This is a genomic window from Roseibium album (genome assembly GCF_001404515.1).
Lineage (GTDB): Bacteria > Pseudomonadota > Alphaproteobacteria > Rhizobiales > Stappiaceae > Roseibium > Roseibium album.
Genome location: NZ_CXWE01000003.1, coordinates 641,185 through 656,050 on the forward strand (window position 1 = coordinate 641,185; position 14,866 = coordinate 656,050).

The 14,866-nt window shown below is 58.3% G+C and carries 12 protein-coding genes; 8 read left to right on the forward strand and 4 right to left on the reverse strand.

Annotated elements, in window-relative coordinates; all coding sequences use genetic code 11:
• Nucleotides 1-77: 77 nt before the first annotated feature.
• A complete protein-coding gene (mutS, locus tag LA5095_RS12505) occupies nt 78-2,798 on the reverse strand; it encodes a DNA mismatch repair protein MutS (RefSeq protein WP_055115688.1) in 2,721 nt (906 codons plus the stop codon).
• A 135-nt stretch (nt 2,799-2,933) separates the two neighbouring features.
• On the opposite strand from mutS, the gene LA5095_RS12510 reads away from it, so the two are divergent.
• Nucleotides 2,934-5,216, forward strand: coding sequence for an NADP-dependent malic enzyme (locus LA5095_RS12510; protein ID WP_055115690.1), 2,283 nt, complete (start codon nt 2,934-2,936; stop codon nt 5,214-5,216).
• Nucleotides 5,217-5,297: 81 nt separating this feature from the next.
• Here the strand turns inward: LA5095_RS12510 and LA5095_RS12515 are convergent, their stop codons facing one another.
• Nucleotides 5,298-6,074, reverse strand: coding sequence for an alpha/beta fold hydrolase (locus LA5095_RS12515; protein WP_055115299.1), 777 nt, complete (start codon nt 6,072-6,074; stop codon nt 5,298-5,300).
• Nucleotides 6,075-6,225: 151 nt separating this feature from the next.
• On the opposite strand from LA5095_RS12515, the gene LA5095_RS12520 reads away from it, so the two are divergent.
• Together LA5095_RS12520 and trpB are read left to right on the forward strand one after the other, a co-directional pair.
• Nucleotides 6,226-6,870 (forward strand): phosphoribosylanthranilate isomerase, encoded by a 645-nt coding sequence (locus LA5095_RS12520; protein WP_082442515.1) that lies wholly within the window; start codon nt 6,226-6,228, stop codon nt 6,868-6,870.
• Nucleotides 6,871-6,911: 41 nt separating this feature from the next.
• Complete coding sequence (trpB, locus tag LA5095_RS12525) at nt 6,912-8,117, forward strand: tryptophan synthase subunit beta (RefSeq protein WP_144435977.1); 1,206 nt, start codon at nt 6,912-6,914, stop codon at nt 8,115-8,117.
• 36 nt (nt 8,118-8,153) lie between these two features.
• On the opposite strand, the gene LA5095_RS12530 is transcribed toward trpB, so the two are convergent.
• The gene (locus LA5095_RS12530) at nt 8,154-8,390 is read right to left on the reverse strand and encodes a hypothetical protein (protein ID WP_055115304.1); all 237 of its coding nucleotides are present in this window, start codon (nt 8,388-8,390) and stop codon (nt 8,154-8,156) included.
• Nucleotides 8,391-8,645: 255 nt separating this feature from the next.
• Here LA5095_RS12530 and LA5095_RS32705 point away from each other — a divergent pair, with 255 nt between their 5' ends.
• From LA5095_RS32705 to LA5095_RS12555, 5 genes are all read left to right on the forward strand, one after another.
• Entirely contained in the window at nt 8,646-8,816 is a 171-nt protein-coding gene (locus tag LA5095_RS32705; RefSeq protein WP_156958551.1) for a hypothetical protein, read from the forward strand.
• Between the two features lie 171 nt (nt 8,817-8,987).
• Nucleotides 8,988-9,821 (forward strand): tryptophan synthase subunit alpha, encoded by an 834-nt coding sequence (gene trpA / locus LA5095_RS12540; RefSeq protein WP_055115308.1) that lies wholly within the window; start codon nt 8,988-8,990, stop codon nt 9,819-9,821.
• Nucleotides 9,822-9,903: 82 nt separating this feature from the next.
• Nucleotides 9,904-10,878, forward strand: a complete 975-nt coding sequence (gene accD / locus LA5095_RS12545; protein ID WP_055115310.1) for an acetyl-CoA carboxylase, carboxyltransferase subunit beta — start codon at nt 9,904-9,906, stop codon at nt 10,876-10,878.
• Nucleotides 10,879-11,132: 254 nt separating this feature from the next.
• A complete protein-coding gene (locus tag LA5095_RS12550; protein ID WP_055115692.1) occupies nt 11,133-12,449 on the forward strand; it encodes a bifunctional folylpolyglutamate synthase/dihydrofolate synthase in 1,317 nt (438 codons plus the stop codon).
• A gap of 40 nt (nt 12,450-12,489) precedes the next feature.
• Nucleotides 12,490-13,746 (forward strand): hypothetical protein, encoded by a 1,257-nt coding sequence (locus tag LA5095_RS12555; RefSeq protein ID WP_055115312.1) that lies wholly within the window; start codon nt 12,490-12,492, stop codon nt 13,744-13,746.
• Between the two features lie 138 nt (nt 13,747-13,884).
• On the opposite strand, the gene LA5095_RS12560 is transcribed toward LA5095_RS12555, so the two are convergent.
• The gene (locus LA5095_RS12560; protein WP_055115314.1) at nt 13,885-14,802 is read right to left on the reverse strand and encodes a methylated-DNA--[protein]-cysteine S-methyltransferase; all 918 of its coding nucleotides are present in this window, start codon (nt 14,800-14,802) and stop codon (nt 13,885-13,887) included.
• Nucleotides 14,803-14,866 lie beyond the last annotated feature (64 nt).

The following is a 14,866-nucleotide window of genomic DNA, read 5'->3' on the forward strand; positions in this document are numbered from 1 at the left end:
TGGCCGCTTTAAGAGGAGGCTTTGGAAGCGGTGTCAACCTAATCCGACTTTCCGGTCAGGTCACGTAAAAAGCGCAATCAGCCGTCACCACCCGCCTGAAGCGTCTTGAGCTGGTACAACGCTTCAAGGGCTTCCCTTGGTGTCATGTCGTCGGGAGCAAGTTCCGTCAGGGCTTCGCTGACAGGGTTCGGTTTTGCCGGATCGGCGGCGCCGCCGGGAGGCTTTGTTGTGATATTGGCAAAAAGCGGTAACTCGTCGATCAGGCTTTCCGCGGGCGAGCGCCGGTCCTGTTCCTCGAGTTGGCCGAGAACCTGCTTCGAACGCTCGACGACCATTGCAGGAAGACCTGCGAGCTTGGCGACCTGGATACCATAGGACCGGTCGGCTGCCCCGGGGACAATTTCATGAAGAAAAATGACGTCGCCGTTCCATTCCTTGACGGATACGGTGGCGTTTGAAAGCCGATCGAGCTTGGCCGAAAGCGCCGTCAATTCGTGATAGTGCGTCGCAAAGAGCGCCCGGGACTTGTTGACTTCGTGCAGGTGTTCGATCGTCGCCCAGGCGATCGACAAACCATCGAATGTCGCCGTGCCGCGGCCGATTTCATCCAGAATGACCAGTGATCGGTCGCCTGCCTGATTGAGAATGGCGGCGGTCTCGACCATTTCGACCATGAATGTGGAGCGGCCACGTGCCAGATCGTCGGCGGCTCCGACACGCGAAAATAGCCGGTCCACCACGCCGATATGGGCTTCAAGTGCGGGAACGAAGGACCCCATCTGGGCAAGGACGGCAATCAGCGCGTTTTGCCGCAGGAAGGTCGACTTACCTGCCATGTTGGGGCCGGTGATGAGCCAGATATGGCCAATTTCCTCCGACGCATCCGGTCCGAGGTTGGCATCATTCGCGACAAAACTCTCCCCACCGGTTTTCCTGAGCGCCAGCTCGACGACCGGGTGACGACCACCCTTGATTTCGAAAGCCCGGCTGTCGTCGATCACGGGCCTGGAATAGTTTTCCTCCTGCGCGAGTTTTGCCAGCGCTGCGGACACATCCAGAATGCTCAGACCATGGGCCGCCGCCTTGATTGCATCGCCTGTCTCGATGATCGCCTGACCAAGCTGATCGAAGATTTCCAGTTCGATGGCCAGTGCCCGTTCGCCGGCGCTGGCAATCTTCGATTCAAGATCGGCCAGTTCCGTGGTTGTGAACCGCATGGCACCCGCCATTGTCTGCCGGTGAATGAACCTTGCCGGATCGGCGGTCAGCTTTTCCGTTTGGGCGGTTGGAGCCTCGATGAACCAGCCAAGCACGTTGTTGTGCTTGATCTTCAGGGACCTGAGGCCGAGTTCTTCCGAGTATTCCGCCTGCAGTTTGGCAATCACCTTGCGGCTTTCGTCACGCAGCGAACGCAGTTCGTCGAGATCGGAATTGTATCCGGTTGCAACAAAGCCACCATCCCGTTTCAGAAGAGGCGGTTCTTCCTTGATCGCGGCGACAAGTTGCGTGCCCAGTTCATGTGGTGCCTGTTCCAGGCTCGCACGGGCAGCGGCAATTTCTGCCGGAATGTCTCCATTCCGGGTCTGGTCGAGTACGGCGCGCGCGGCAGCAAGACCCTGTGCGACACTGAGAATATCGCGTGGTCCTCCGCGGTTGAGGGCAATCCTGGAAAGCGCGCGAGCCATGTCTGGTGCGCCTTTTAACGTCTGGCGCAATCCTTCACGCTTGATTTCATTGGTGAGGAAAAACGCAACCGAATCGTGCCGGTGATGAATGGCATCGACATTGACCAGCGGCCCGGCGAGGCGGCTCGCCAGCAGACGGGATCCGCCTCCGGTCACGGTCCGGTCGATAGTGGCCAGCAGTGACCCTTGCCTTTCGCCGGAAAGCGTGCGGGCCAGCTCGAGATTGGCGCGGGTCGCCGGATCGATCAGCATGCGTCCGGCGCCCGCCTCGCGCATTGGGGGATCGAGCGGTGGGCGTTCGCCCAGTTGCGTGCGTTCGATATAGGACAATATTCCGGCGGCTGCCGACAGTTCCGCCCGGCTGAATGTGCCGAAGCCGTCAAGGGTTTTCACGCCAAAATAATGGGCCAGCCGGTCGCTGGCCGTCGAACTGTCGAAAAAGGCGCGCGGGACGGGTGACAGGGAGCCGCCGGATTGTTCGGCGACGAGCCGGAGGTCGCTTTCCTGCAGCAGCGAGTCGGCAAGGATCAGTTCGCGGGGTGACACTTGCGCCAGATCGGCGGCCAGTCTTTGCTGATCGGTTTCAGACAGTTGAAACGAACCGGTGGACATGTCGATCCAGGCAAGCCCGAAGACGGCATCACCCGATAGCGAACCGCCTTTGAGGCGGGTCAGCGCCATCAGGTAATTGTTGGTGCCGGCGTCCAGAAGGCGTTCTTCGGTCAGAGTTCCGGGCGTCACCAGCCGGACCACGTCACGGCGCACGACGGATTTGGAGCCGCGTTTCTTTGCTTCCGCAGGATCCTCGGTCTGTTCGCAAACCGAAACCCGGTGTCCCTTGGCAATCAGTTTCTGGAGATAGTCGTCGGCCGCATGCACGGGCACGCCGCACATCGGGATGTCGTCTCCCTGGTGTTTGCCGCGCTTGGTGAGCGTGATGCCGAGCGATTGTGAGGCAATTTCCGCGTCTTCGAAAAACAGCTCGTAGAAATCACCCATCCGGTAGAACAGGAGACTGTCCGGATTGGCGGTCTTTATCTCGATATACTGGGCCATCATCGGCGTCACTTTTTGATCGGCCGGGGCTGTTTTCTGCGCGTTCTGTCCACTCATGACAAATACGTACCAAACCTCGCCCGCCATTCCACAAAAGGGTTATGCCTTCTTGGCTTGAGGCTTCATTTTCCAGGGGATAAGGTCGGTGTCCCGCCTCGATAAGAAGTGCGACCAGGAGGAAACACCCGCGCCATGTCCACCGATAAGACTTCGCCAAAAACCAGTGTCAGCTTTACGGATCAGGAAGCTCTTCAGTTTCACCAACAGGGCCGGCCCGGCAAGCTCGAGGTCACACCGACCAAGCCGATGGCCACGCAGCGCGATCTGTCACTGGCCTATTCGCCAGGTGTGGCGGTACCTGTCTTGGCGATAGCGGATGATCCGAGCCGGGCATATGACTACACCACCAAGGGCAATCTGGTTGCCGTGATCTCCAACGGTTCCGCCATTCTGGGTCTGGGCAATCTTGGCGCGCTCGCCTCCAAACCCGTGATGGAAGGCAAGGCGGTTCTGTTCAAACGTTTCGCCGACGTGGATTCAATAGATCTTGAAGTCGAGACCCAGGACGTTGAGGAGTTCATCAATTCCGTGCGCTACCTCGGTCCCTCTTTCGGTGGCATCAATCTGGAAGACATCAAGGCGCCCGACTGTTTCATCATCGAACAGCGTTTGCGCGAATTGATGGATATTCCGGTCTTTCACGACGATCAGCACGGTACGGCGATCATCGCGGCGGCGGGACTTTTTAATGCGCTGCACCTCACGGGGAGAGACCTGAAGACAACGAAGGTCGTGTGCAACGGCGCCGGGGCGGCAGGCATTGCCTGTATCGAACTTGTCAAGGCAATGGGGGTTCCCCATGACAACGTCACGCTATGCGATACCAAGGGTGTTATCTACAAGGGCCGTGCCGAGGGTATGAACCAATGGAAATCGGCGCATGCGATCGAGACGTCCGACCGGTCACTGTATGATGCAATGAAGGGTGCGGATGTTTTCCTGGGTGTTTCGGTCAAGGGCGCTCTGACATCGGACATGCTGCGCGTCATGGCGCCAAACCCGATTATCTTTGCGATGGCCAATCCGGACCCGGAAATCACGCCGGAGGATGCCGCGGCCGTTCGTGATGATGCAATTGTTGCCACCGGCCGGTCCGACTATCCGAACCAGGTCAACAATGTGCTCGGGTTTCCCTATATATTCCGCGGCGCGCTCGACGTTCACGCGACAACAATCAACGACGAGATGAAAGTTGCATGCGCTCACGCATTGGCGGAGCTTGCGCGCGAGGAAGTGCCCGACGAGGTGGCTGCCGCCTATCGCGGCAACCGTCCGAAATTCGGTCCGGAATATATCATCCCCGTTCCGTTCGATCCCCGGTTGATCCACGCCATCCCGCCAGCCGTCGCACAGGCCGCAATGGATTCAGGCGTCGCCAGACGCCCGATCGTCGACATGGAGGCCTACAAGCACCAGCTTTCAGCACGGCGCGACCCGATTGCCGGAACGTTGCAGCGGATTTTCACCAAGGTCCGCCAGCAGCCCAAGCGCGTCGTCTTCGCCGAAGGTGAGGAAGAGCCGGTCATCCGTGCGGCTGTCGCATTCGCTTCGCAGGGCCTTGGCGAAGCGATTCTCATCGGCCGGGAGGACGAGATCAATTCCATGGCTGATCAGGCGGGTGTCGATATCGATCGCCCCGGTGTTTCCATCCAGAATGCCCGTCTCTCGGATCGGAATGAGGACTATGCGCAATATCTTTATGGCCGCCTTCAGCGCAAGGGTTACCTGCTGCGCGATTGCCAGCGCATGGTCAACAACGACCGGAATTACTGGGGGGCCATCATGGTGGCCCGCGGAGACGCTGATGCCATGGTGACCGGTCTTACGCGGAACTATTCGGTCGCGCTCGATACGGTCAAGGCAACCATCGATCCGAAACCCGGGCACCGGGTCATCGGCGTGTCGTTGGCTCTTGTCCGGGGCAAAACCGTTCTGATCGCCGACACGGCGGTGATCGATATGCCGAATTCGGAAGAACTCGCCGACATCGCGGAAGAAGCTGCCCATGTCGCGCGCAAGCTCGGCTATGAGCCGCGTATCGCAATGCTGGCCTATTCCACCTTCGGTCATCCGCGCGGGGAGCGGTCTGAAAAAGTCATCGAGGCGGTCAAGATCCTCGACCGCCGGCGGGTGGATTTCGAATATGACGGGGACATGGCTGCCGACGTTGCCCTGAACATGGACCGGATGGCTGCTTACCCGTTCTGCCGTCTTTCAGGTCCGGCGAACGTCCTGGTCATGCCGGCGTTCCACTCCGCTTCGATTTCCACAAAGATGCTCCAGGAACTGGGTGGGGCCACCGTCATCGGCCCACTTCTGACCGGCTTCGACAAGTCGATCCAGATCTTGCCGATCGGAGCCAAGGACAGCGACATCGTCAATATGGCGGCAATTGCGGCGTTCAACGTGTCCTGACTCGCTTATCGGCAAGTCATTTACGAAAAGATCATCCCCGCCGGTGCGGGGATGACAGGATGCATGTGCGTGACAGGTCAGTCAGCCTTGAGTAATCTCGGCCAGTCTGTCCGGTAAAGGTTGCTGTTCTGTCCAGGCACGCAGTGTTTCGGCAAAGAGCTCATTGTCGTTTGCGATCCAGCCGTGTCCCAGGCCGGGGACGAGCCGGGAAGTGCAATTCGGCATGGCAGCCTGAAATGCCGACAGCGAAGCGAGAATGGCCGGATGCTCCTTTTCGCCTGCGACCACCAGGGTTCGTGTTGCAACGTGCGAAAGCTCCGGCGATGCATCGAAATCGAGCGCCAGAGATCCGATTTTCCGCATCGTTCTGGAAGATGCATTCGAGCGTCCGGAAGCCTGGCTGATCAGCTTTGTATCCGATACGCCCATGGATCGGGCCATCTTCTCGCGGTTCCTCTTGGAATTCATCATCCAGGTCGAAGCATGCATGATCGCTCGGATAAACACCGAGGCCGGAATAGGATTGTGTTGAAAACCGCTGAAGATGGCACTTTCCACGAGATGTGGATGGCGAACCAACAACCGGAAGCCGACATAAGAGCCCAAGGACAGTCCGGCGAGATGAACGCGCTTGGGATCAAGGCTTTCGATCAACTCGGCAACCCGGTCACTGGCATCGTCAAAATCGGTGAAGGGTACACCTTCCGATTTTCCGTGACCTGGTAAGTCCGGACATATGCAATTGAACCCGGAAAGAAGTTCTGCGGACCGTGTCCAGATTCGCCCGTCGAACCCCGCTGCGTGGAGAAGAACGATCGACTTCTGCTCGTTCGATCCGGAGTGCCGGTAGTGAAGCATTCAATTTGCCTTCAAGCTCTGAAATGCGGAATTACGGATAATTGCCACCTGGTTGATCGGGATGTTTGCGCCTGACTTGGCACCGGGTCGACGCAATAAGCCGGAAATCCCCTTTTGACAAACTCTTCTGCACCGGCGATACCTCGATCCCATGTCTGATATTCAAGTCAAAATCTGCGGTCTGTCGACAGAAGAAACCATGGAAGCCGCGCTCGATGCCGGGGCGGACATGGTCGGGCTGATGTTTTTTCCGAAAAGCCCCCGCCATGTCTCGTTGAGCAAGGCCTGCAAGTTGGCGGATATGGCGCGCGGCAAAGCAGAGATCGTGGCAGTAACCGTGAATATGGACCCGGACGGATTGTCGCGGATCAGGGAGCTCGTAAACCCGGATATGATCCAGTTTCACGGCTCGGAAGCGCCGGAAGCGCTTGCCGCGGCAAAGGTGATGCAGGGCACCAAGGTCATGAAGGCCCTGTCGGTTGGCGAACGGGAAGATCTGGAACGCGCCCGGTACTACTCTATTGTAGCGGATTGGATCCTGTTTGATGCCAAGCCACCCAAGGACTCGGAGCTACCTGGCGGCAATGGTGTGTCCTATGACTGGACACTCCTGAAAGATCTTGACCTGGAAAAGCCTTTCCTGCTTTCAGGAGGCCTGGATCCGGCGAACGTCGGCGATGCTATTCGGCAAAGCGGCGTGAAGGCGGTTGATGTATCTTCCGGTGTCGAGCGGGACAAGGGCGTCAAGGACAGTGAACGAATTCGCGCTTTTGTGGCGGCGGCCAAAAGCGCCTGATTTCCGGACTTGCCGGTTTAAGGAGTAAACGCGTGAACGATATGGCGAACAGTATCCGGACAGGTCCGGATGATCGCGGGCATTTCGGAATATTCGGCGGCCGTTATGTCGCCGAGACGCTGATGCCGTTGATTCTTGATCTGGAACAGCAGTACGAGAATGCCAAGAACGATCCGGCATTTCATGCCGAGATCGAGACGCTGAACACCCACTACACGGGCAGGCCCTCACCGCTGTATTTTGCAGAACGGCTGACGGAAGAACTCGGCGGCGCAAAAATCTATTTCAAGCGCGACGAGTTGAACCATACCGGATCGCACAAGATCAACAACTGTCTCGGCCAGATCCTGCTTGCCAAACGCATGGGCAAGACCCGCATCATCGCTGAAACCGGCGCGGGACAGCACGGTGTGGCCACGGCAACCGTCTGTGCCCGTTTCGGCTTGCCTTGCGTGGTCTACATGGGTGCCACCGATGTCGAGCGTCAAAAGCCGAACGTCTTTCGCATGAAGCTGTTGGGTGCCGAAATCGTTCCCGTGACTGCCGGTGCCGGCACGCTCAAGGATGCCATGAACGAGGCATTGCGTGACTGGGTGACGAATGTCGAGGATACGTATTATCTGATCGGAACGGCAGCCGGCCCGCACCCCTATCCGGAAATGGTCCGCGACTTCCAGTCTGTGATCGGCAAGGAATTGCGGGAACAGATGATGGAAGCCGAAGGCCGTCTTCCTGATGCGCTGGTTGCTGCGGTCGGTGGCGGCTCCAACGCGATCGGACTGTTCCATCCATTCCTCGATGACGCTGATGTCAGGATCTACGGTGTCGAGGCAGGCGGGCGTGGTCTTTCCGGCGAGGAGCATTGCGCATCACTGACGGCCGGCAAGCCGGGTGTCTTGCATGGGAACCGCACCTATCTTCTGCAGGATGATGACGGGCAGATCTTTGAAGGTCACTCGATTTCGGCAGGCCTGGATTATCCCGGCATCGGTCCGGAACATTCCTGGCTCAAGGAGATTGGCCGTGTGGAATATGTACCTGTCATGGATGATGAGGCGCTGGACGCTTTCCAGATGTTGACCCGCGTCGAGGGCATAATTCCGGCACTCGAACCTGCCCATGCGCTTGCCCATGTCGTCAAGCTGGCGCCACAGATGGACAAGGACCAGATCCTGGTGATGAACCTGTGTGGACGCGGTGACAAGGATGTTTTCGCGGTTGGCCAGATGCTGGGCTTCGACATGTAGCTGTTCGCCTGCAGAATTGCATTCAAAAGCCGTGCGTCAGGGACGCGCGGCTTTTTTTCTGATCGGCTTTTGCCTCAGCAATACTTCAAGCAGATCCTGTCTGCCGCGCGCATCCAGGTTCGCCGCCTGTTTCAGCAAGGCCGGATCGGTTCCGTCGTCCGGTTGCCTGTTTTCTGTATTCCTCTGTGAAGCGGTAATGTTCAAGCTCCTGACATGCCGCCAGATCAATTCATGCAACGGTCTGGGCGCAGGTTCGAAAAGCGAATGGGCCACTTGCAGCTCCTTTCTTGATTGTGCGGGAATCAATATAGGCGCACTTTGTGCACTTTTAAACCGCCAATTCTGCATTTTTGCCCAACGAGACATGCAGTTTTTACGGCAGATTTGATCAATCAGGCAGACAGATATTCCAGAACAGCATTGCTGCAATGCATTCCTGTCGGTTGTTTGCAGTGCAGCAATGACTATCTTGGAGGCCGGACAAGGACGGAAAGAAGTTCCGTCTGGTCAACAGGAAGGAAAATTGAGATGAACTTCGATCTTCTGACAGGTTTTGTCCGCGACATCCGCTCAGCTCGCCGCGTTGCGAACGAGTTTGAACGCCTGAACCGGATGAACACTCAAGAACTTGCCCGGCTTGGCCTGGATCGCACCCAGATCTCCAGCTACGCATTCAACAAGCACTTCAATCAGCTCTAGTTCAAGGAACCTGTCCGGACGCCCGGGTTGTCGCCGGAAGGACGATTGTCGCTCGGGCATCTTGCCGGATTGGTACGTTCTTGATTGACATCCGCTTGCCCGCTCCCCTACATCGCACTGGGTTCAAACTGAGTAACGGGGCCGCGCAATGCGCGGCAAGGGTGAAGCTGCATGACGGAAACGCGTATCGATCGCCGCTTTAAGGCCTGTGCCGATGCAGGCAGGCCTGCCTTGGTCACCTTCATCACTGCGGGCGATCCCGATCTGGAAACATCCCAGGCGGTCCTGAACGCGCTACCCGAAGCCGGCGCCGACGTCATCGAACTGGGCATGCCGTTCTCCGATCCAATGGCAGAAGGAATCCCGATCCAGCTTGGCAACCAGCGCGCGCTTGCCGCGGGCCATACCATGGACAAGACCCTGCAAATGGTGCGCAGGTTCCGGGAACAGGATGACGATACCCCGATCATTTTGATGGGTTACTACAATCCGATCTATGTCCGCGATCCGGAGAAATTCGTGAAAATTGCCCGGGATGCAGGCGTTGATGGCTTCATCATTGTCGACATCCCTGCCGAGGCAGACGACGAGCTTTGCATTCCGGCGCTGGAGGCGGGATTGAATTTTATCCGCCTAGCCACTCCCACCACCGACGACAAGCGGTTGCCTGCTGTTCTGGCCAATACCTCCGGATTCGTTTATTACGTTTCAGTCACCGGTATCACCGGCGCCAACATCGCAGACACGGGACGCGTGACCCAGGCGGTCAACCGCATCAAGAGCCACACGGATCTGCCTGTCGCTGTCGGTTTTGGCGTGAAGACGGCTGACCAGGCGGCAGTCATCGGCAAGGATGCCGACGGGGTCGTCGTCGGTTCGGTTCTCGTGAATGCCATTCGTGACAGCCTGGACGAGGCAGGCAAGGCAACAGACAGGACCGTCAATGCGGTTTCGGCCGTTGTCCGGGATCTGGCTTCCGGCTGCGCAAGAGCCCGTTCGAACTGAACCGGGTTGTTTGAATTGAACGATTTCAGGTGGACCCCATATCTCCGCCTAGTCATTACTCGAGTAAACGGACGCGTTTGACGTGAACTGGATCAACTCTATCGTACGCCCCAAGATCCGCGACCTTTGGAAAAAGCGCGAAGTTCCGGAAAATCTCTGGATCAAGGATCCGGAAACCGGTGAGATGGTGTTCCATCGCGATCTGGAGGCCAATCTCTGGGTGGTACCCAATTCCGGCCATCACATGCGCATGCCTGCGCGCAAGCGTGTCGAAACCTTTTTCGATGACGGCAACTATTCAGACGTCAAGACACCCGAAGTTCAGGCGGATCCCCACAAGTTCAGGGACTCCAAGCGATACACGGATCGGCTGAAGGAAGCGCGCGCGAAGTCCGGCGAGGAAGAAGCCATTCTGGTTGCCCAGGGCAAAGTCAACGGCATGGACATGACCATTGCCGTGCAGAACTTTGACTTCGTTGCAGGGTCGCTGGGCATGGCAGCCGGGGAAGCTATTCTTGCAGGCATGATGAAAGCGGTGGAAGACAAGACGCCTTTCATCATGTTCGCGGCCTCCGGCGGTGCCCGCATGCAGGAAGGCATTCTGTCCCTGATGCAGATGCCGCGCACAACGGTTGGCGTTCAGATGCTGCGCGAGGCCGGACTGCCCTATATTGTCGTCCTGACCAATCCGACCACCGGGGGCGTATCCGCATCCTATGCGATGCTGGGCGACGTCCATATTGCCGAACCGGGTGCGCAAATTGGCTTCGCCGGACGGCGCGTCATCGAACAGACAGTTCGCGAAAAGTTGCCCGAGGATTTCCAGACGGCTGAATATCTGCTCGATCACGGCATGATCGACATGGTTGTTCCGCGGCTGGAGCTGAAGGAAACGATCGCCCGGATATGCGGCATTCTGCTGAAGCGCGAAGTTGAGCTGCCGAAGCTTGAAGCGCCCGTGACAGAAGAAGTTGAAGACGAATCCATCGCCGAAGACCCGGCCGAAGAAGCCGAATCCGATGACAAGGACGCCAAGGAAGCGGAACCGGCGAGCTGATAGTCGGACAGTTTTCCCGCTGGATTTTCCCGAAAATGTCGCGAAAGCGGCATATCCCGACAATTCCGCCCGGTTCGCTTGTCAAGCGGCTGGCCATCCCCTAAACGCGTAATTGGATCAAGGAACACCCAGTCTGTCTGGACTGGATGTTCCGAAGCCGGCTGGCTTCGAGGAGACAGCGCATCTTTTCGTCTTTCAAGAGGCAGACGGATGCGGAAGCGAAACACGGGACAGAGGACCCTTCGGAGGGCGCCTTGGATCAGATAACGAAAATCCTGGACAGATTGCTTGCACTGCATCCAAAGGAGATTGATCTCTCCCTGGGACGCATGCACCGGCTGCTGGCAGCGCTGGGCAATCCTGAAAACCGGCTTCCTCCGGTTGTCCATGTTGCCGGCACCAATGGCAAGGGATCGGTGACGGCGACCATGCGCGCGATCCTCGAAGCCTCCGGTAAACGCTGCCATGTCTATACCTCGCCGCACCTTGTATCCTTCAATGAGCGCATCCGGCTTGGAACGGACGGCAGCTTCGTTACCGATCCTGTGCTATACGACGCGCTTCATCGATGTGAAGAAGCCAATGCCGGTGAGGAAATCACCTTCTTCGAAATCACCACGGCGGCGGCTTTGCTGATTTTCGCCGAACACCCGGCGGATATTCTGCTTCTGGAGGTCGGTCTTGGCGGGCGCCTTGATGCGACAAATGTCATCGATCAACCTGTCGTGACGGTCATCACACCCGTTTCCATGGACCACGAGAAGTTTCTCGGTGACGATCTTGCGGTGATCGCAGCGGAAAAGGCGGGTATCATCAAGCAAGGTGTTCCTGTGGTCTCCGCCGCGCAGCCGGAAGAAGCGTTTCCCGCAATTGTCCGCCAGGCGGCGCGGAAACGCGCTGCTCTCAAGGTCTTTGGACAGGATTTTGTCGCACAACACGATCAGGGCCGTATGGCGTTTCAGGACGACGACGGGCTGATCGACCTGCCGCTTCCGGTGCTGGGCGGAGGTCACCAGTTTGCCAACGCCGGCCTCGCGATTGCCGCACTCAAGGCGGCTGGCTTGCTGCCGGACGAAACCACGATTACCGAAGGCTTGAAGTCGGTGAACTGGCCTGGACGGCTGCAGCCGGTCATGCACGGATATCTGCTGGATTTGTGTCCGGAAGGCGCAGAGGTCTGGATCGACGGCGGTCACAACCCCGGTGCGGGCGTATCGGTCGCGCAGTTCATGGGCGAACAGGAAGAACGATCACCTCGGCCGCTCTATCTTGTCGCGGGCATGCTGACGACCAAGGATCCCGTCGGGTATTTCCTCCCGTTTCATGGCCTTGTGCGTCATGTCGGGACCGTGCCGATATCCACGACCACGACCGCCAGATCACCGGAAGACCTTGCGGACCTTGCACGCTGTGCCGGATTGGAAGCAACACCGTTTCCTTCACTGGACGCGGCGCTGGCAGATGTGGCAGCCTGTGCCGAAAAGGATGGCGAGCCGCCCAGGATCCTGATCTGCGGTTCGCTCTATCTTGCCGGTGAAGCCTTGGCACGGAACGGAACAGCTCCGGACTGATGTATCACCGGGACCCCCATGGAGGCCTGTTGGGATGCATATGTCTTTCAAATTTTCTGCTGGAGCAACTGCTCTTCTGCTCGGCGTGCTACTCACCGGTGCCCCCGCGCTGTCATTGTCAGAGCAGTACGAAACGCCGCCCGAACAGGATCCGGCAGTTGTGCTCGAGGGCAAGGAAAATGGTCCGGGCTATGCGGTCCTGTCGCCAGTGCGCAGTGATGGTTTCCTGCGTATCTATCAGTTGCAGACCGATCAGGGTGTTGAACAGATAGAGGGCGACGGCCTTCTGAAACTCCGGCTTTCGGAGATCAGGGTCCTGATCGCGCTCGAAAGCCTCAAGAACGATGCAAGCTTCGTGGACGGCCTCAAACAGGCCGCGATGAAACCGGTCGATTTTGTCGAAAGCACAGTCACTGACCCGGTCGGCACCGCGAAAAGCACGGTATCCGGTGTTGGCCGCATGTTCGGCAGGTTGACCAAGGGCGTCGAAGCGGCGGTCTCCGGGAAAGGCGGTTCACCGGCTGAACTGGCCAAATCGATCACCGGGCAGGCCCGCGCTGAACGGGAACTGGCGGTTGAACTGGGAGCGGACCCCTACACCTTCTACGCGCCTCTGTCCAAGAAGCTCAATGAAACAGCGAGCGTGACCACCGCTGGAAACTGGACAGTGACCGCAATTACCGCCCTTTTGCCCGGCGGGATGATTGTGTCTGCCGCGCGCCAGGCGGACAATTTCCGCACATTGATCGTCGACAGCACGCCGGCAGAGCTTGCGGAGCGAACAGCAGGAACTTTGCGCGCCGCCGGCGTTGCGGAGCAAACGATATCCCGGATCGCGAAAAATCCATTCTACACGGCCTCGGAAAAGGCAGTCATTGCCTATCAGCTGCAGGCCATGCCGACCGTGCAGGATCTGGACTTGATCGCTGCCAAGGCAGCCGACGCGGAAAGCCGTGACATCGCGTATTTTCAACTCCGCCGGGTCGTGCTCCTCGAAACCTACAACCGGACAATCTCCGGACTTGGCCAGATCAGGGAACTCAACGGTATCCCGGTCGCAATTCGTAAAGACGGACTTGCCGCTGTCGTCCTGCCACTCGACATGGTCGCCTGGACCCAGACCGTTGCACAAACCTTCTCGTCGATGCACGAAGGCATGGCCGGTTTGCCGTTCCCGCCTACGGGGGTCGATTTCCTGATCACCGGTGACCTGACGCCCATGGCTGCCGAACGGCTCACCGCATTCGGCTGGGAAATCACCGGCAATTACCCGATACCGGAAGGGCCAGTGCACTAGACACGTTTGCTTTGTCATTCAGGTGAAGACGGGGATCCGGCAAAGGCAGGCCTTGGGAACTGGATCCCGGTTTTGGCGAAAGACGCCAAACCGGGATGACAACCAACTCCCTGAGACTTTGAAATGTCTTTTGTCCTCTCAAACACACTCCAGAACCGGCCCGGACAATCCGGATTCCCAACCGAGGATGGCGCGTTTGCGGGTGAGGCCCCAGTGGTAACCTCCGATCTGACCGCCTTTGGCCAGGACCCGGTGACACGGCACCACGAAGGAAATCGGATTGCGCCCGACTGCTGATCCGACAGCGCGCGAAGCCTTGGGGTTTCCGATCGAGGCGGCAACATCGGAATAGGTGGTTGCCTGACCCATCGGAATCTTCAGCAGGGTCTGCCACACCCTGATTTCGAAATCCGTCCCGATCATGACCACGTTGAGCGGCTGATCTTCACACCATTTGTCGGGATCGAACACGCGTTGTGCATATGAAGAAGTGGCGTCCTGATCATGGGAATAGATTGCCGCCGGCCAGCGCTCGCACATGTCCTCCAGGGCGCTCTGCTCTTCGCCCGGATCCGCAAACCCGAGACCTGCAAGTCCCTTGTCCGTTGCCAGGATCAGCACCTGGCCGAAAGGAGACGGGTGAAAGCCATAGACAATCTGGACTCCTTCGCCGCGAGCCCGGTAGTCGCCAGGCGTCATGGCTTCATGGGTGATGAACAGATCGTGCAGGCGGGACGAGCCGGACAGACCGACTTCGTAGGACGCATCCAGAACGCTCGCGGAGTCCCGCAGGAGCGCCTTGGCATGGTCCAGCGTGATGGCCTGCAGAAACTGCTTTGGCGTCAGCCCCGCCCAGCGCGAAAACACTCTCTGCAGCTGGATGGGCTGAAGCCTTGCTTCCTTTGCCAGTTGTTCGAGCGTCGGCTGCTCGCGCCAGTCCTCGGTGATCCTCTTCAGGGTCTGCCGGACGACGGCATAGTTTTCGGCCGCCTCTTCGCCTACGGAAATCGGTTCGGGTCCGGGGGTGAGGCTGGAAAGATCGATTGCCTTGGTCATTTCAAACTCGTCGCTTGATCAGTTTAGAAGCGATTTTAGGTGACGTAGCAAGGAAGCGCGACCC